Source organism: Stenotrophomonas acidaminiphila (assembly GCA_002951995.1).
Classification (GTDB): domain Bacteria; phylum Pseudomonadota; class Gammaproteobacteria; order Xanthomonadales; family Xanthomonadaceae; genus Stenotrophomonas; species Stenotrophomonas acidaminiphila_A.
Map to the genome: position 1 here is coordinate 1,146,013 of CP019797.1, position 16,844 is coordinate 1,162,856.

Sequence of the window (16,844 nt, forward strand, 5' to 3'; positions counted from 1 at the left end):
AGGCATGACTTCAAGCCTTTGCGCGCGGCGCCCGGCCGCGCCTACCATCCATGGTTTGCCTGCCTTGTTCCGGGAGAATCCCATGAAGCTCCGTCACGCCCTGTTGCCGTTGTGCCTGCTTGCCGCGCTGCCCTCGCTGGCCAGCGCCCGCGGCTTCGAAGTCCGCGACATGGTGAAGCTGGACCGCGTGTCCGCGCCGCTGCTCACCGCCGATGGCGCGCAGGTGATCTTCGCCAAGCGCGTGGTCGACGCCGACCTGAAGGCCAGCAGCAGCCTGTGGATCCGCGACCTGCGCACCCGCGACCTGGCACCGCCGAAGCGGCTCTCGCCGGAGGGCTGGAACGTCAACTCGGCCGCACTGTCGGCCGATGGCCGCACCGTGTACTTCCTCAGCGCCAAGAACGGCAGCCAGCAGCTGTACGCAATGCCGGTGGCCGGCGGCGCGCCGCGCCAGCTGACCGACTTCGCGCTGGACGTGGACAGCTACCGGGTCTCGCCGCAGGGCGACCGCGTGCTGTTCAGCGCCGGCGCGTTCCAGGAGTGCGCTTCGGACCTGGCCTGCACCGCCACCCGGCTCAAGCAGCGCGAACAATCCAAGAGCAGCGGCGTCGTGTTCGACAGCATGTTCGTGCGCCACTGGGATACCTGGGCCGACGGCCGCCGCAACACCCTGTTCGTGGCGCCGCTGCCGGCCGCCGGCGCGGCCGCGGGCAAGACCGCCACGGCGATCAGTGCCGGCCTGGCCGGCGACGCGCCGTCCAAGCCGTTCGGCGGCAACGAGGACTTCGTGTGGTCGCCGGATGGAACCTCGGTGGTCGCCAGCATCCGCGTGCAGGGCCGGCAGGAGCCGTGGTCGACCAACTTCGACCTGTACAAGCTCGACGCCAGCGGCAAGGCCGCACCGGTCAACCTGACCGCCGCCAACCCGGCGTGGGACGCCGGCCCGGTGTTCAGCGCCGACGGCAAGACCCTGTACTACCGCGCGATGAAGCGCCCGGGCTTCGAAGCCGACCGCTTCGGCCTGATGGCGCTGGACCTGGCCAGCGGCAAGACCCGCGAGATCGCCCCGCAGTGGGACCGCTCGGCCGACGGCATCACCCTGTCGGCCGATGGCGCCACCCTGTACACCACCGCGCAGGACATGGGCGAGCACCCGCTGTTCGCGGTGCAGGTGGCCGATGGCGCGGTCAGCAAGGTGGTCGGCGAGGGCAGCATTTCGTCCTTCGACGTGGCCGGGCAGACGCTGGCCTTCACCCGCAACTCGCTCAAGAGCGGCGACCAGGTGTTCACCGGCACCCCCGCTGCCGGCGCGCCGCTGCGCGCGATCACCCCAGCGCCGGCGAGATGCTGCCGGAGGTGGCTTTCGGTGATTTCGAGCAGTTCTCGTTCAAGGGCTGGAACGACGAGACCGTGCACGGCTACGTGGTCAAGCCGCACGACTACCAGGCCGGCCGCAAGTACCCGGTCGCGTTCCTGATCCACGGTGGCCCGCAGGGCAGCTTCGGCAACGGCTGGAGCTACCGCTGGAACCCGCAGACCTACGCCGGCCAGGGCTATGCGGTGGTGATGATCGATTTCCATGGCTCCACCGGCTATGGCCAGGCGTTCACCGACGCGATCAGCCAGCACTGGGGCGACCGCCCGCTGGAAGACCTGCAGAAGGGCTGGGCCGCGGCGCAGCAGAAGTACGGCTTCCTCGACGGCGACAAGGCGTGTGCGCTGGGCGCCAGCTACGGCGGCTTCATGGTCAACTGGATCGCCGGCAACTGGAACGAGCCGTGGAAGTGCCTGGTCAACCATGACGGCGTGTTCGACCAGCGCGCGATGGGCTATGCCACCGAGGAGCTGTGGTTCACCGAGTGGGAGCAGGGCGGCACCCCGTACGACGTCCCGCAGAACTACGAGAAGTTCAACCCGGTCAACCACGTCGCCAACTGGCGCAAGCCGATGCTGGTGGTGCAGGGCCAGCTGGACTACCGCATCCCGGTGGAGCAGGGCCTGGCCACCTTCACCGCGCTGCAGCGCAAGGGCATCGAATCCAGGTTCCTGTACTTCCCGGACGAGAACCACTGGGTGCTCAAGCCGCACAACAGCGTGCAGTGGCACGACACGGTCAATGCCTGGCTGAAGCAGCACATCGGGCAATGACCCCGTGCGGGGAGGGGCGCGCCATCGGCGCGCCCTTTTGTTCCGGGGGCCGCCACCCGGCGCGCCGGCACGCGCTCGCCCGTGGCCGGGCCGCGGGAAAGCGGCGCGCGCGGCCTTCCAGCCTCAGGCATCCGCCGCGCATGCCGCGGTTGCCGGGCCGCCGGCGATGGGGGCCGGTTGCCGGTACGCACGGCACGCCGCGCCCGCCCGCGGCGCCGGCCCGGTTCGCCCAAGGCCCGTTGGCTGGGCTGCCGGGCATGCGCGGCAGTGCGCGGCCATCGCCCGCGGCAACCGGCGCCGGGGTGACGCCCGGACGGGACACGCCGCCGGTCCGGCGGTGAAGTGACGTGGTGCCCGGCGCGTGGACGCGCGGGGTGGGGGCGAGGGAGTCGCCGTGGTGATGGGTCCTGCGCAATCCCCGTCTCCTGCACGGAGCGGCCGCGCTGCAGGCTTTCTTGATCGGGCAGGGGCGTTGCCCCGCTCATGCAACCAGGGGAACAGACGATGACGGCAGCCGCATCCGGCGCACTCATCAGCAACGACATCATCGTGTTCGGCCTGATCGCCGCCACGCTGGGCGCGATTTTCTGGACATCGACCAGCAGCAACCGGCTGCTCAGGAAGTTCTACGGCGTCGTGCCGGCGCTGCTGCTGTGCTACTTCATTCCCGGGGTCTACAACACCTTCGGGCTGATCGACGGCGAGACCACCCGGCTCTACAACCCGATCGCACGCGACGTGTTCCTGCCGGCGGCGCTGGTGCTGCTCACGCTGTCCATCGACCTGAAGGGCATCCTCGGCCTGGGCTGGAAGATGCTGGCCATGTACGTGGCGGCGGTGCTGAGCATCATGCTCGGCGCGCTGGTGGCGTTCTGGCTGATGGGCGTGGTCCATCCCGAGACGGTGGCCGGCAGCACCTGGGGCGGCATGGCCGCGCTGGCCGGCAGCTGGATCGGCGGCGGCGCCAACATGCTGGCGATGAAGGAGATCTTCGAGGTCGACGCGACCACCTTCGGCCAGTTCGCGGTGGTCGACGTCGGCGTCGGCTACGTGTGGATGGCGGTGCTGATCTTCTTCGCCTCGCGCGCCCCGGCGCTGGACCGGCGCAGCGGCGCGGACACCACCGCCCTGGACGACCTGCGCGACCGCGTCGCCAGCTACCAGGCGCAACACGCGCGGATTCCCGCGCTGGGCGACCTGATGGTGATGGCGGGCGTGGCGTTCGGCGCGGTGGCGATCTCGCACGCGGTGGCCGGGCCGCTGTCGGCCTGGTTCGCCGCGCATGTCGGCTGGTCGGCCTCGGTGAGCCTGGACAAGCCGTTCGTCTGGGTGGTGCTGCTGGCCACGCTCATCGGCCTGGGCCTGAGCTTCACCCGCGCGCGCGAGCTCGAAGGCGTGGGCGCCTCCAAGTGGGGGTCGATGTTCCTGTACTTCCTGATCGCCTGCATCGGCATGCAGATGGACCTGCTGGCGCTGCTGGAGAAGCCGTGGCTGTTCGCCCTGGGCGTGCTGTGGATCGGCGTGCACATCGTGCTGCTGTGGCTGGCCGGCAAGCTGCTGCGGGTGCCGTTCTTCTATTTCGCGATCGCCTCGCAGAGCAACATCGGCGGCCCGGCCTCGGCGCCGGTGCTGGCCTCGGCGTTCCATCCGGCGCTGGCCCCGGTGGGCGTGCTGCTCGGCACCTTGGGCTACGCGGTGGGTACCGGCGCGGCCTACGTGGTCGGCATCACCCTGCGCGCGATGGCGGGAGCGGGCTGAGCGCTTGGCCCGGTTCCCCGCCACCGCGCGGCGGCGCCCGCACCGGCATCGCCCCGCGCGGCGGCAGGCAGGGCCTCCCGCCGCCGGGCCCAACGCCACCGCCGGCATGCTAGGCTTCGCTCCCCCACGCCACGTCATCAACGTGGCGTTTTTGTTTCCCTTCGATCGACAGGAACAGGCCGTATGCCGACCGAAAGCACCCCCGCCCTCATCAGCAACGACATCGTCGGACTGGGACTCATCGCCGCGACCCTGGCGCTGATCTTCTGGCTGGCCAGCGGGCCGACCCCGTTCTGGCGCAAAGTCTTCACCTGGGTGCCCGGCCTGCTGCTGTGCTACTTCGTGCCGGCGATCTACAACACCGCCGGCCTGATCGACGGCCATGGCACCAAGCTCTACAACCCGATCGCCCGCGACGTGCTGCTGCCGGCGGCACTGGTGCTGCTGACCCTGTCGATCGACCTGAAGGGCATCGCCCGGCTCGGCCCGAAGCTGCTGGTGATGTTCGTCACCGGCACCGTGGGCATCATGCTGGGCGCGCTGGTGTCCTTCCAGGCGATGAAGCTGATCCACCCGCCCACCGTGGCCGGGGATACCTGGGCCGGCATGGCCGCGCTGGCCGGCAGCTGGATCGGCGGCGGCGCCAACATGGCCGCGATGCGCGAGACCTTCAATGTCGATGCCACCACCTTCGGCCAGTTCGCGGTGGTGGACGTGGTCTGCGCCAGCATCCTGCTGATGCCGGCGCTGATCTGGCTGGCCGGGCGCGCCCAGTCCATCGATGCGCGCAACGGCGCCGATACCTCGGCCATCGACGACATGAAGCGGCGCATCGCCGACTACCAGGCCCGCAGCGCGCGGATTCCCACCCTGACCGACCTGATGATCATCGTCGGCGTCGGCCTGGGCGTGGTGGGCGCGGCGCATGCGCTGGCCGCGCCGCTGGCGGCGTGGTGTTCGGCCAACCTCAGCTTCGCCAGGCAGGCGTCGCTGGACAACCAGTTCGTGTGGGTGGTGATGCTGTCTACCTTCGCCGGCCTGGCGCTGAGCTTCACCCGCGCGCGCGAACTGGAAGCGGTCGGCGCCTCGCGGATCGGCACCCTGTTCCTGTACTTCCTGATCGCCTGCATCGGCATGCAGATGGACCTGCTGTCGCTGCTGGAACGGCCGTGGCTGTTCCTGCTGGGGGTGATCTGGATGGGCACCCACGTGCTGCTGCTGTACGTGGTCGGGCGCCTGCTCAAGGCGCCGATGTTCTTCCTGGCCATCGGTTCGCAGGGCAATGTCGGCGCGGCCGCGTCGGCACCGGTGGTTGCGGCGGCGTTCCATCCCAGCCTGGCGCCGGTGGGCGTGCTGCTGGGTACGGTGGGCTATGCCACCGGCACGGTGCTGGCCTACATCACCGGGTTGATGCTCAAGTGGATGGCCGGCGCCTGATGCCCATCACTTAGTATCCGGCGCTGCCACCCCGGGCATGACGAAGGCCGCCTCACGGCGGCCTTCGTTCTTCCGGGCCCGGCACCGGGGCTTCAGCAGCAGCGGAAGCCCTTGCCGCCGCCGAAGCGCGCTTCCTGGCGCTCGCGGAAGAAGGTTTTGTAGTCCATGACCTCGCGCTCGGGGTGTTTCTCGCGCATGTGCCGCACGTAGTTGTCGTAGTCCGGCACGCCGCAGCACAGGCGCGCGGTCTGCACCAGGCGCCGCCAGGTGCGGCGGAACGCCTGGTGCTGGCCGGCCGGGACCAGCGCGGTGCCCATTACAGGTCCACCTCGTGCGGCTTCAGTGCCACGTACGGCGTTTCATGGTCGGTGCGCACCGGCGAGCGGCGCGCGGCGGCGATGGTCCTGACCGAATACACCAGCACCGCGAACACCACGAACAGGAACAGCGCGGTGAGGCCGGCGTTGATGTAGTTGTTGACCATCACCTGCTGCATCTGCCCGAAGTCCTTGGACGGCGGCAGCAGGTTGCCGGCGGCGATGGCGTCTCGGTACTTGTGCGCCTGCGCCAGGAAGCCCACCGCCGGCTCGGCGGAGAAGATCTTGATGAAGCCGGCGGCGGTGGTGCACACCAGCAGCCAGATCGCCGGGATGATCGGCACCCAGGCGTACTTTTCCTTCTTGGCCTTGAACAGCACCACCGCGCACAGCATCAGCGCGACGCCGGCCAGCATCTGGTTGGCGATGCCGAACAGCGGCCACAGCATGTTGATGCCGCCCAGCGGGTCGGTCACGCCCTGGTACAGGAAGTAGCCCCACAGCGCGACGCAGCCGCCGGTGGCGATGAAGCTGGCCACCCACGAGTCGGTGCGGCGCAGCGCCGGCACGAAGTTGCCCAGCAGGTCCTGCAGCATGAAGCGGCCCGAGCGGGTGCCGGCGTCCACCGCGGTGAGGATGAACAGCGCTTCGAACAGGATCGCGAAGTGGTACCAGAACGCCATCATGCCGTCGCCCGGCAGCACCGCGTGCAGGATCTGGGCGATGCCCACCGCCAGGGTCGGCGCACCGCCGGCGCGCGAGAGGATGGTGTTCTCGCCGATCTCGGCGGCGGTAGCGGTCAACTGCTCCGGCGAGATGGTGAAGCCCCAGCTGCTGACCACCTGCGCGGCGTTGGCCACATCGGTGCCGATCACCGCCGCCGGGCTGTTCATGGCGAAGTAGATGCCCGGCTCGATGATCGAGGCCGCGACCATCGCCATGATCGCCACGAACGATTCCATCAGCATGCCGCCGTAGCCGATGTAGGCGGCGTGGCCTTCGTTGGCCAGCAGCTTGGGCGTGGTGCCGGAGGAAATCAGCGCATGGAAGCCGGACACCGCACCGCAGGCGATGGTGATGAACAGGAACGGGAACATGCCGCCCTTCCATACCGGGCCGCTGCCGTCGGTGAACTGGGTCAGCGCCGGCATCTTCAGTTCCGGCATCACGATCAGGATACCGATCGCCAGGCCGACGATGGTGCCGATCTTGAGGAAGGTGGACAGGTAGTCGCGCGGTGCCAGCAGCAGCCACACCGGCAACACCGCGGCGACGAAACCATAGCCGATCAGCATCCAGGTGATCTGCACGCCGGTGAAGGTGAACATCGGCCCCAGCACCGGGTCGGCGGCGACCCTGCCGCCGTACCAGATCGCCGCCAGCAGCAGGACCAGGCCGACGAGGGAGATCTCGCCGATCTTGCCCGGGCGGATGTAGCGCATGTACAGCCCCATCAGGATGGCGATGGGCATCGTGGCCATGACCGTGAACATGCCCCAGGGGCTGTCGGCCAGCGCCTTGACCACGATCATCGCCAGCACCGCGAGGATGATGATCATGATCATGAACACGCCGAACAGGGCGATGGTGCCGGGCACCGGCCCCATTTCCTCGCGCACCAGGTCACCGAGCGAACGGCCATTGCGGCGGCTGGAGATGAACAGGATCATGAAGTCCTGCACCGCGCCGGCCAGCACCACGCCGGCGATCAGCCACAGCGTGCCTGGCAGGTAGCCCATCTGCGCGGCGAGCACCGGGCCCACCAGCGGGCCGGCGCCGGCGATCGCGGCGAAGTGGTGGCCGAACAGCACGTGCTTGTTGGTCGGCACGTAATCCAGGCCGTCGTTGTGGATCACCGCCGGGGTGGCGCGGGTCGGGTCCACGCCCAGCACCTTGTTGGCGATGAACAGCCCGTAGTAGCGGAACGCGACCAGGTACAGCGACACCGCCGCGGCCACGATCCACAATGCGTTGATGTGTTCGCCGCGGCGCAGCGCCACGACACCCAGGCAGAATGCGCCGATCAGGGACAGCAGCGCCCAGCCGGCCTTGGAGAAACCTTTCATCGAGTCACCTCGCGGGAAGACCGTTGCAAGAGTCCTCCCGCCGCGGCCGGGGGTCAACGCTCCGGCGCCCCGGCGGCGTGCGACTTTGGTCTTAGCCGGCGCGGCTGCCGGGGTGGGACCGCCCGGCAACGCGACACCGACGCCGGTGCTGGAACAATCGGTTGCGGAGATGGCGATTGGCGCGGCCATGGCCGGCGCCCATTGTCGGGAGATCACAAGGGAGGCTTGACCATGAGCGACCACAACCTCGCGCGGGTGCTGCGCAGCATCCGCGGGATGCCCACCTCCGACGGTGCCGGCGTGCGCCTGACCCGGGTGATCGGCACCCCGGCGCTGCCCGATCTGGACCCGTTCCTGATGCTCGACGAGTTCGGCACCGACCGCCCGGAGGACTATATCGCCGGCTTTCCGGAGCACCCGCACCGCGGCTTCGAGACCGTTACCTACATGCTCGACGGACGCATGCGCCATCGCGACAACCACGGCAACGAAGGCCTGCTCACGCCCGGCAGCGTGCAGTGGATGACCGCCGGCCGCGGCCTGGTGCATTCGGAAATGCCCGAGCAGGAATCCGGGCGCATGCGCGGTTTCCAGCTATGGGTGAACCTGCCCGCGCGCGACAAGATGACCGAGCCGAAGTACCAGGAGTTCGCCCCGGACCGCATTCCGCAGGTGGCCCCGGCCGAGGGCGTCACGGTCAAGGTGATCGCCGGGCAGGTGGGCGAGGTGCATGGCCCGATCGTGCAGCCGGCCACCGATCCGCTGTACCTGGACGTGGAACTGGCGCCGGGGCGTGACTGGGCCTACGACCTGCCGGACGGGCACAACGCCTTCGCCTACGTGTTCGAGGGCGGGCTGACCCTGGGCGACGGCGAGGCCGCGCGTGAAGTGGCGCGGCACGAGCTGGCGGTGCTCGGCGGCGGTCGCGGGCTGCGCCTGCGCGCCGGCACCGACGGTGCGCGGCTGATCGTGGTGGCCGGGCGCCCGCTGCGCGAACCGGTGGCGCGCCACGGGCCGTTCGTGATGAACACCCGCGAACAGTTGATGCAGGCCTTCATCGACTACCAGGAAGGCCGCTTCTGAGCGCCGCGCGCGGCCCGGCATGACCGCCGGGACCGCGCCGGCGGGGCGTTACTTGCCGGCGAAGTTGGCGGTCGCGTCGCCGAGGCTGCCGGTCAACTGCTGCAGGCTGGCCAGCTCGGCGGCGTCGCCGGCGTCGATCCAGATCTGCGCGTAGCGGTTGCGGTCGAGCTTGACCGCGGTGATGCGCCGCGTCTCCAGCCCGGGCATGTCGCGCCCGCCCATGTCCAGCCTGTACCAGTACAGTTCCTCGCCGGCGAAACGGCCCTTTTCGGCGCGCAGCGCACGCACCAGGCTCAGCCCCGGGTCGCGCCCGGTCAGCATCACGTTCAGTACCGTGCGGCCATCGCCGGTGGTGGCCTTGCAGACGATGAAATCGCTCTGCGCCTGCTCCTGCCACTGCAGGCCGCTGCCGGACGGCAGCAGCGGGCACTGCCCGGCCTGCTGGGCGGAAACAGCGGCGCTGCCGGCCAGCAGCAGCGCGCAAGCAACGATACGAGCGTGTTTGAGCATGCGTTGTCCCCCGGACGCCGGCCACCGCGGGCGCGGCGGCAATGTTGTCTGTCTGCAATCGGATACACCCGCGGGCGCTGTTGCCCCTGCCCGATGCGCGCGTCCCCGTTGCGCGCCAAGTGTGTTTCCACGGTATTACAAAAACGCCGGGCGCCGCAAACCGGCCGCTGGCCGAAACGACGACGGCCCCGCGCGGGGGCCGTCGCCGGTGCAGGCCGCAGGCGGCGTCAGCGCGTGTCGCTGCCCACCCACTTGTAGGCCAGGCCGCCGATCAGCGCCCCGAGCAGCGGCGCCACCCAGAACAGCCACAGCTGGCCGATCGCGCCGGGCCCGGCGAACACCGCCACGGCGGTGGAGCGCGCCGGGTTCACCGAGGTATTGGTGACCGGGATGCTGATCAGGTGGATCAGGGTCAGCGCCAGGCCGATGGCGATCGGCGCGAAGCCCGCCGGCGCCTTGCCGTGGGTGGCGCCCATGATCACCACCAGGAACATGGCGGTCATCACCACCTCGCACAGGAACGCGGCGGCCACGCCGTAGCCGCCCGGCGACAGGCTGCCGTAGCCGTTGCTGGCGAAGGCGCCGGCCTGGGTGCCGTCAATGGCGAACCCGGCCTGGCCCTGCGCGATCTGCAGCAGGATGAAGGCGGCCAGCAGGCCGCCCAGCACCTGGGCGACTATGTAGGGCACCAGGTCCTTGCCGGCGAAACGGCCCCCGGCCCACAGGCCGAGACTGACCGCCGGATTGAAGTGCGCGCCGGAGACGTGCCCGAACGCATACGCGCCGGTCAGCACGGTCAGGCCGAACGCCAGCGCCACGCCATGGAAACCGATCCCCAGTGGATTGCCGTCACCGCCGAACTTGGCCGCCAGCACCGCGCTGCCGCAGCCGCCCAGCACCAGCCAGAAGGTGCCGAGGAACTCGGCCGCCAGTCGTTTCCCCATGCTCATCGTCCGCTCCCCCGCAATGACCCGGAATGGGCACCGCGAACATACCCAAGAACCGGCGGGGCGGCGTATCCAAAGCGTTAACCCGGCCCTCGGCCTGGCAGCGGGATGAACTCCTTGTCGTCGCCGGGGATGGTGCCGAAGCGGCCTTCGCGCCAGTCGTCCTTGGCCTGTTCGATGCGTTCCTTCGAGCTGGAAACGAAGTTCCACCACAGGTGGCGGGGCCGTCGAGCGGCTCGCCGCCCATCAGCATCGCCTTGAGCGGGGTCATGGCGCGCAGGCGCCCGCGCGCGCCCGGCTCCGGGATCACCAGGTGCTGCACCGGGATGTCCACGCCGTCGAGCTGGGCCTGGCCCTCCAGCACGTAGAGCGCGCGTTCCACGTGCGAGGCGTCCAGGTCGATCTCCGCGCCCGGTTCCAGGTCGATGGCGACATTGAGGGTGTCGGCGAACACCCGCACCGGCGATTCCTCGCCGTAGGCGCGGCCGGCGATCACCCGCAGCCAGGCGCCGTCGCGGTGCTGCTGCGGCAGCTGCGCCGCGCTGAAGTGATGGAACTCAGGCGCGGTTTCCTCGTGTTCCTTGGGCAACGCCACCCAGGTCTGCATGCCATGCAGCGGGTGGTCGTGCGCGCGCTCGGGCGGCGGCGTGCGTTCGGAATGGGCGATGCCGCGGCCGGCGGTCATCCAGTTGACGTCGCCGGGGCGGATGACCTGCTCCGAACCGAGCGTGTCGCGGTGGCCGATGGCCCCGGACCACAGGAAGGTGACCGTCGCCAGGCCGATATGCGGATGCGGGCGCACGTCGATGCCCTGGCCGGGCGCGAACACCGCCGGGCCCATGTGGTCGACGAACACGAACGGCCCGACGCTGCGCGCCTGCAGCGTGGGCACGGCGCGGCGCACCTGGAAACCGCCGAGGTCATGGACGCGGGGGCTGATGATCGTGGTCATGGGCGGGCTCCGGTACGGGGATGGGCAGGATGGCATGCGCCGCACGCGGTTGTCGGCGGCGGGACCGTAACGGACCGTTGCCGCGGTGGGCTCAGGCCGCGCCGCGGTCGCGGCGCGAGGCCAGGCGGTCGGCCAGGCGGGTGGGCTCTGGCAGGCGGTAGCGGGTGAGGCAGGCCAGCACCAGCGGCAGGCAGGCCTCCACCGAGACATGGTTGCCCGGGGAGATGAACAGCGGGTTGCAGCGCGGCTTGCTGCGCAGCACCCAGCCGACCTGGCGGCCCTTGTGCGACAGCGGCGCATGGTCGCCCCGCTGCGGACCGGGTTCGCTGTATTCGCCGACCAGCCGGCTTTTGCCCACGCCGATGCTGGGCAGGCCGGTCAGCACCCCCAGGTGCGCGGCGATGCCGAGCCCGCGCGGGTGGGCGATGCCGTGGCCGTCGACCAGCACCAGCTCCGGCGCCTCGCGCAGTTGCGCCAGCGCCTGCAGCACCGCCGGCAGCTCGCGGAAGCTGAGCAGGCCGGGGATGTAGGGCAGGGCGGTGGGCAGCCGCGCCAGGGTCGATTCGAGCGGCTGCAGGCTGCCGCCATCGACCCGCACCGCCACCGAACGGGTGGTGCGGCCCTCGTCCTCGAAGCCGCTGTCCACCCCGGCCACGCGCGACGGCAGCGCCGACAGGCGGTCGTCCAGCCGCACCTGCGCGGCCAGTTCGACCTGCTGGCGGCGCAGCGCGGCCAGGGCGGCGGGGGCGATGTCGGCGGGGGGCGGAAAGCGCATGCGGCAAGCCTGCCATGCGCGCCGTGTCGGCGCAGTGCAGGCGGGGCGCGCGGAGCGATGCGGCTACAATCAGCGCGTTGCCTTCCCCCGACCGGAGACTTTCGCAGTGACCCGCAAACTCGTGCTGTTGCGCCATGGCCAGAGCCAGTGGAACCTCGACAACCGCTTCACCGGCTGGGTGGACGTGGACCTGACCGAGCAGGGCCGCCGCGAAGCCGCCGCCGCCGGCCGGCTGATGAAGGAGGAAGGGCTGCAGTTCGACGTCGCCCACACCTCGGTGCTCAAGCGCGCCATCCACACCCTGCAGGGGGCGCTGGCCGAGCTGGGCCAGGACTGGCTGCCGGTGAACAAGTCCTGGCGTCTCAACGAGCGCCACTACGGCGGCCTGCAGGGCCTGGACAAGGCCGAGACCGCCGCGAAACACGGCGAGGAACAGGTCAAGGTATGGCGCCGTTCCTACGACATCCCGCCGCCGCCGATGGACCTGGAAGACCCGGGCCACCCGATCCACGACCGCCGCTACGCCGGCCTGGACCGCAATGCGCTGCCGGGTACCGAATCGCTGGCCACCACCCTGGAGCGGGTGCTGCCGTACTGGCACGATGCCATCGCCCCGCAGCTGAAGGACGGCAGGACCGTGCTGGTCACCGCCCACGGCAACTCGCTGCGCGCGCTGTACAAGTACCTCAACAATGTCAGCCGCGAGGAGATCCTCGAGCTCAACATTCCCACCGGCATCCCGCTGCTGTTCGAACTGAACGATGACCTGAGCGTGCAGTCGTTCCGCTACCTGGGCGACCCGGAAGCGGCCAAGAAGGCGGCCGAGGCGGTGGCCAACCAGGGCAAGGCGAAGTAACCCCGGCTTGCTTGAAGCATCGAGACACCCGGCTGCGGCCGGGTGTTCTCGTTTGTGTCCCCGCCGCTGCCGGTTACCCGACGCCCCCACTGCCCAGCGATGCACCTTCAGTACCGATACGGGACGGGCGCGGTCGCGAGGCAGCTCAGCGTTTGCACTGGACGGAATTGTCGGCGCAGCGCGCGTTGTCGCGCAGGGCGAGATCCTTGCCGACGCCGTAGCCGAACCAGGCCAATGCCAGCAGAAAGAGCATTGCCCAGGGAATGATCTTTTCAAGGTGATCCGGGTTCTGCATTGAAGCGGTCGCTGCGTGCGGCGGCGTGTCGGCTTCGAGCAATCGTTCCGGTTCCACACCCAGCGCGGCAGCCACCGCCATCCGCGATTCGTGCGCGGCCCTGCCCCCGGCTTCCAACCGCTGCACGGTGCGCGGGCTCAACCCGGCCACGGCCGCCAGATGCTCCTGCGACCAGCCGCGCGCTTCGCGCAGTGTCCTGATCCGGTTGCTGTCGATCTTCATCGGTTCCTGGTCCATGTGACCGCATCCATGCTGCCAAAGCAGCGGGCACACTGCCGCAGCGTCGTGGCGGCCGGCCACGACAGCCACACGCCAGATCCACGACAGCCCTTTCCGATCAACGGTTTGTGGAAAGACCGGGCGCCCGGGCTATGCTGCGGCCGGTTGTTCCATCCAACGCACGGGGGAGCGCATGAACACGTCCACGGAACGGCGCCACTTCTGGCGCGCACCCTTCCATTCCCCGGCCTGGCTGGTGCGCGCCGATGGCAGCATCCATGGCGGGCAGGTGCACGATGTGTCGCTCAAGGGGGCGTTGTTCGAGGCCGAACCCGGTGGCGACTGCCGGCTGCACGAGCGCTGCCAGCTGCAGGTCGAACTGTCGCAGGACACGCCGATCCGCATGCAGGCCACCGTGGTGCACGTGGAAGGGCGCCATGTCGGCCTGCGCTGCGACGAGATCGACCTGGACAGCATCACCGCGCTGCGCCGCCTGATCGAACTCAATGCCGCCGATCCGGCGCTGCTGGAGCGCGAACTGGGCGCGCTGGTGCGGTACGGCTGAGCCACGCCGCCCCGGGGCCGCGCGATGTGCGGGTTGCCGGTTGCGAAGGGTCCCGAGGTACTGCCCGCGTCGGCTCGCCGGACCATGACGGCAGGATGCGTGATGCTGCGCTAGGCTCCACCTGGCCGGTGCGGTGGCGCGTGCGCGCTGCCCGGCCGGCAGGCCTTTCCCGACGAGGAGCAGCGCGATGACCGGCAAGAACACGATCTGCCTGTGGTACGACGGTACCGCCCTGGATGCCGCCACGTTTTATGCGGCGACGTTTCCCGACAGCCGCGTGGGTGCCGTGCATCGCGCGCCCGCCGATTACCCCGCCGGCCGCCAGGGCGATGTGCTCACGGTCGAGTTCACGGTGCTCGGCATCCCTTGCCTGGGCCTCAACGGCGGCCCTGCGTTCCGTCACAGCGAGGCGTTCTCGTTCCAGGTTGCTACCGACGACCAGGCCGAAACCGACCGCCTGTGGAACGCGATCGTCGGCAATGGCGGGCAGGAGAGTGCCTGCGGCTGGTGCCGCGACAGGTGGGGCCTGTCCTGGCAGATCACGCCGCGCGCGCTGACCGCCGCCATCAGCGATCCCGACCCGGCCGCGGCCAGGCGTGCGTTCGAGGCGATGATGGGCATGCGCAGGATCGACATCGCCGCGATCGAGGCCGCGCGTCGCGGCTGAGCCGCGCATCGGCGCGGCATGACCTTCGGCCTATCCGCGGGCGGGCGCCATCGCCTACGCTCGCGGATTGGCCGCGCGCAGGCGCGGCGTTCCCTGCAAGGCCGGAGATCCGCATGACCCTTTCCAAGCTCGTCCCGTTGTCCCTGACCGTCGCCATCGCCGCCTCGCTGGCCGCCTGCGGCGGCAACAGCGACGCCGCACCGCCCGCCGCCGACGCGGCCGCCAAGCCGGCGTTCGACCTGTCGCAGATCAAGACCCCGTCGGTGGCGTTCAACGTGGCCGACCTGGACCCGGCGGTGTCGGCCTGCGCCGACCTCAATGGCTTCGTCAACGGCAAGTGGCTCAAGGCCAACCCGGTGCCGGGCGACCAGGTGACCTGGGGCAGCTTCGAGATCCTGCGCGAGCGCTCGCTGGAGGTGCAGCACGCGCTGGTGCAGCAGGCCGCCGCGGCCAACGCCAAGGCCGGCACCGTGCAGGCGCAGATCGGCGACATCTGGAAGACCGGCTCGGACGAGGCCGCGATCGAGGCCGCCGGCATCACCCCGCTGCAGCCGGAGCTGGACAAGATCGCCGCGCTCAACGACAGCGCCGCCATCGCCGGCTACCTGCGCCAGGCCTACGCCCAGGGCCAGGGTTTCCTGTTCTCGCTGTATGCCAGCCCGGACTTCAAGGACTCGGGCAATGTCATCGCCTATGTCGGCCAGGGCGGCCTGGGCCTGCCGGAAAAGGGCTACTACTTCGACGAATCGCAGGCCGGGATCCGCGAGGCCTATGTCGCCTACATCGAACGGATGCTGGTGCTGTCGGGCGTGGAGGCCGCGCAGGCCAAGGAACAGGCCCAGGCGGTCATGGCGTTCGAAACCCGGCTGGCCAAGGCGTCGCTGTCGCGCATCGAACTGCGCGACCCGGCCAAGCGCTACAACCCGGTCAGTGCCGCCGACGCCGACCGGCAGACGCCGAACTTCAGCTGGACCGCGCTGTTCGACACCCTGAAGGTGCCGGCCAAGGACAAGTTCTCGCTGGCGCAGCCGGGCTTCTTCGCCGAGCTCGACAAGATGCTGGCGGAGGTGCCGGCCAGCACCTGGCAGGCCTACCTGCGCTTCCACACCGTGGACAACGCGGCGCCGTACCTGAGCAAGGCCTTCGAGCAGGCCAATTTCGATTTCTTCAGCAAGACCCTGCGCGGCCAGCAGGAAATGCAGCCGCGCTGGAAGCGCGTGCTGGAGTCGGTCAACGGCGCGATGGGCGAGGCGCTCGGCCAGCTGTACGTGGACGCGGTGTTCCCGGCCGAGTCCAAGGTGGCCATGCAGCACCTGGTGGAGAACCTGTCGGCCGCGCTCAAGGCGCGCCTGGAGACCCTGCCGTGGATGGGCGAGGAAACCAGGAAGAAGGCGCTGGAGAAGTGGGCCAGCTTCACCCCAAGATCGGCTATCCGGACAAGTGGCGTGACTGGTCGGGCCTGGCCACCCGCGGCGACAGCTACCTGGGCAACATGCAGGCCGCGCGCGCGTTCAACTACCGCTACATGCTGGACAAGATCGGCAAGCCGGTGGACAAGACCGAGTGGGGCATGACCCCGCAGACGGTCAACGCCTACTACAACGCGACCAAGAACGAGATCGTGTTCCCGGCCGCGATCCTGCAGCCGCCGTTCTTCGACGCCAAGGCGGACCCGGCGCTGAACTACGGCGGCATCGGCGCGGTGATCGGCCACGAAATGATGCACGGCTACGACGACTCGGGCAGCCAGTTCGCCGCCAACGGCAACTTCGACAACTGGTGGACCGACGCCGACCGCAGCGCCTTCAACGGCCGCACCGACCAGCTGGTCGCGCAGTTCGATGGCTACGAGGCGCTGCCCGGGGTGAACGTGAAGGGCAAGCTGACCCTGGGCGAGAACATCGGCGACCTCGGTGGCCTGACCGTGGCCTACGACGCGCTGCAAATGGCGCTCAAGGAAGACCCGACGAAGAACGTGGCCGTCGACGGCTACAGCCAGGACCAGCGTTTCTTCATGAACTGGGCCACGGTGTGGCGCCGCAACTTCACCGAGGGCGAGCTGCGCGTGCGCCTGAACACCGATCCGCACGCACCGGCCAACTTCCGCGCCAACGGTGCGCCGTCGAACATGCCGTCCTTCGCCGCAGCGTTCCAGTGCAAGGCGGGTGATGCGATGGTGCGTGGCGACGACAAGCGCGTGGTCATCTGGTAAACCGCCGGTAGTGCGGCTGGCAACCGACGCAGGGCCC

At 69.7% G+C, this 16,844-nt stretch carries 12 protein-coding genes and 3 pseudogenes; 8 read left to right on the forward strand and 7 right to left on the reverse strand.

Annotation, left to right across the window (positions count from 1 at the left end; all coding sequences use genetic code 11):
* Nucleotides 1–82: 82 nt before the first annotated feature.
* The 3 genes and pseudogenes from B1L07_05030 to B1L07_05040 all read left to right on the forward strand — a co-directional run bounded on the left by B1L07_05030 (nt 83) and on the right by B1L07_05040 (nt 5,343).
* Nucleotides 83–2,148: pseudogene (locus B1L07_05030) on the forward strand (peptidase S9).
* Between the two features lie 504 nt (nt 2,149–2,652).
* A complete protein-coding gene (locus B1L07_05035; GenBank protein AUZ54574.1) occupies nt 2,653–3,906 on the forward strand; it encodes a hypothetical protein in 1,254 nt (417 codons plus the stop codon).
* A 183-nt stretch (nt 3,907–4,089) separates the two neighbouring features.
* Nucleotides 4,090–5,343 (forward strand): hypothetical protein, encoded by a 1,254-nt coding sequence (locus B1L07_05040; GenBank protein AUZ54575.1) that lies wholly within the window; start codon nt 4,090–4,092, stop codon nt 5,341–5,343.
* Nucleotides 5,344–5,435: 92 nt separating this feature from the next.
* Here B1L07_05040 and B1L07_05045 read toward each other — a convergent pair whose 3' ends face one another.
* Together B1L07_05045 and B1L07_05050 are read right to left on the reverse strand one after the other, a co-directional pair.
* Entirely contained in the window at nt 5,436–5,660 is a 225-nt protein-coding gene (locus B1L07_05045; GenBank protein AUZ54576.1) for a hypothetical protein, read from the reverse strand.
* Nucleotides 5,660–7,726 carry a carbon starvation protein A gene (locus tag B1L07_05050; protein ID AUZ54577.1) on the reverse strand — a complete coding sequence of 689 codons (2,067 nt, stop codon included), beginning with the start codon at nt 7,724–7,726 and terminating at the stop codon, nt 5,660–5,662. Before B1L07_05050 ends, B1L07_05045 begins: the two co-directional genes overlap by 1 nt.
* A 231-nt stretch (nt 7,727–7,957) precedes the next feature.
* Between B1L07_05050 and B1L07_05055 the strand changes: the two genes are divergently transcribed.
* On the forward strand, nt 7,958–8,809 hold the full coding sequence (locus tag B1L07_05055; GenBank protein AUZ54578.1) for a hypothetical protein: 852 nt from the start codon (nt 7,958–7,960) through the stop codon (nt 8,807–8,809).
* A 48-nt stretch (nt 8,810–8,857) separates the two neighbouring features.
* Here B1L07_05055 and B1L07_05060 read toward each other — a convergent pair whose 3' ends face one another.
* The 4 genes and pseudogenes from B1L07_05060 to B1L07_05075 form a co-directional block, all read right to left on the reverse strand.
* Nucleotides 8,858–9,319: a hypothetical protein gene (locus tag B1L07_05060; GenBank protein ID AUZ54579.1), complete on the reverse strand. Its 462-nt coding sequence runs from the start codon at nt 9,317–9,319 to the stop codon at nt 8,858–8,860.
* 227 nt (nt 9,320–9,546) lie between these two features.
* A complete protein-coding gene (locus B1L07_05065) occupies nt 9,547–10,263 on the reverse strand; it encodes an aquaporin Z (protein ID AUZ56463.1) in 717 nt (238 codons plus the stop codon).
* Nucleotides 10,264–10,346: 83 nt separating this feature from the next.
* Nucleotides 10,347–11,218, reverse strand: a pseudogene (locus B1L07_05070) (hypothetical protein).
* Nucleotides 11,219–11,309: 91 nt separating this feature from the next.
* Nucleotides 11,310–11,993 carry an endonuclease V gene (locus B1L07_05075; GenBank protein ID AUZ54580.1) on the reverse strand — a complete coding sequence of 228 codons (684 nt, stop codon included), beginning with the start codon at nt 11,991–11,993 and terminating at the stop codon, nt 11,310–11,312.
* Nucleotides 11,994–12,099: 106 nt separating this feature from the next.
* On the opposite strand from B1L07_05075, the gene gpmA reads away from it, so the two are divergent.
* Nucleotides 12,100–12,849 (forward strand): phosphoglyceromutase, encoded by a 750-nt coding sequence (gpmA, locus tag B1L07_05080; protein ID AUZ54581.1) that lies wholly within the window; start codon nt 12,100–12,102, stop codon nt 12,847–12,849.
* A 145-nt stretch (nt 12,850–12,994) separates the two neighbouring features.
* Here gpmA and B1L07_05085 read toward each other — a convergent pair whose 3' ends face one another.
* Nucleotides 12,995–13,381, reverse strand: a complete 387-nt coding sequence (locus tag B1L07_05085) for a hypothetical protein (protein ID AUZ54582.1) — start codon at nt 13,379–13,381, stop codon at nt 12,995–12,997.
* Between the two features lie 175 nt (nt 13,382–13,556).
* Between B1L07_05085 and B1L07_05090 the strand changes: the two genes are divergently transcribed.
* The 3 genes and pseudogenes from B1L07_05090 to B1L07_05100 all read left to right on the forward strand — a co-directional run bounded on the left by B1L07_05090 (nt 13,557) and on the right by B1L07_05100 (nt 16,807).
* Nucleotides 13,557–13,928 (forward strand): hypothetical protein, encoded by a 372-nt coding sequence (locus B1L07_05090; protein AUZ54583.1) that lies wholly within the window; start codon nt 13,557–13,559, stop codon nt 13,926–13,928.
* A gap of 187 nt (nt 13,929–14,115) precedes the next feature.
* Nucleotides 14,116–14,595, forward strand: a complete 480-nt coding sequence (locus tag B1L07_05095) for a hypothetical protein (GenBank protein ID AUZ54584.1) — start codon at nt 14,116–14,118, stop codon at nt 14,593–14,595.
* 113 nt (nt 14,596–14,708) lie between these two features.
* Nucleotides 14,709–16,807, forward strand: a pseudogene (locus B1L07_05100) (peptidase).
* Nucleotides 16,808–16,844 lie beyond the last annotated feature (37 nt).

Coding starts and splice junctions, on each gene's coding strand:
- B1L07_05045 (AUZ54576.1), bottom strand. CDS start 5,660: ATGGGCACCGCGCTGGTCCCGGCCGGCCAGCACCAGGCGTTCCGCCGC.
- B1L07_05040 (AUZ54575.1), top strand. CDS start 4,090: ATGCCGACCGAAAGCACCCCCGCCCTCATCAGCAACGACATCGTCGGA.
- B1L07_05055 (AUZ54578.1), top strand. CDS start 7,958: ATGAGCGACCACAACCTCGCGCGGGTGCTGCGCAGCATCCGCGGGATG.
- B1L07_05050 (AUZ54577.1), bottom strand. CDS start 7,726: ATGAAAGGTTTCTCCAAGGCCGGCTGGGCGCTGCTGTCCCTGATCGGC.
- B1L07_05090 (AUZ54583.1), top strand. CDS start 13,557: ATGAACACGTCCACGGAACGGCGCCACTTCTGGCGCGCACCCTTCCAT.
- B1L07_05065 (AUZ56463.1), bottom strand. CDS start 10,263: ATGGGGAAACGACTGGCGGCCGAGTTCCTCGGCACCTTCTGGCTGGTG.
- B1L07_05075 (AUZ54580.1), bottom strand. CDS start 11,993: ATGCGCTTTCCGCCCCCCGCCGACATCGCCCCCGCCGCCCTGGCCGCG.
- B1L07_05095 (AUZ54584.1), top strand. CDS start 14,116: ATGACCGGCAAGAACACGATCTGCCTGTGGTACGACGGTACCGCCCTG.
- B1L07_05035 (AUZ54574.1), top strand. CDS start 2,653: ATGACGGCAGCCGCATCCGGCGCACTCATCAGCAACGACATCATCGTG.
- B1L07_05085 (AUZ54582.1), bottom strand. CDS start 13,381: ATGGACCAGGAACCGATGAAGATCGACAGCAACCGGATCAGGACACTG.
- B1L07_05060 (AUZ54579.1), bottom strand. CDS start 9,319: ATGCTCAAACACGCTCGTATCGTTGCTTGCGCGCTGCTGCTGGCCGGC.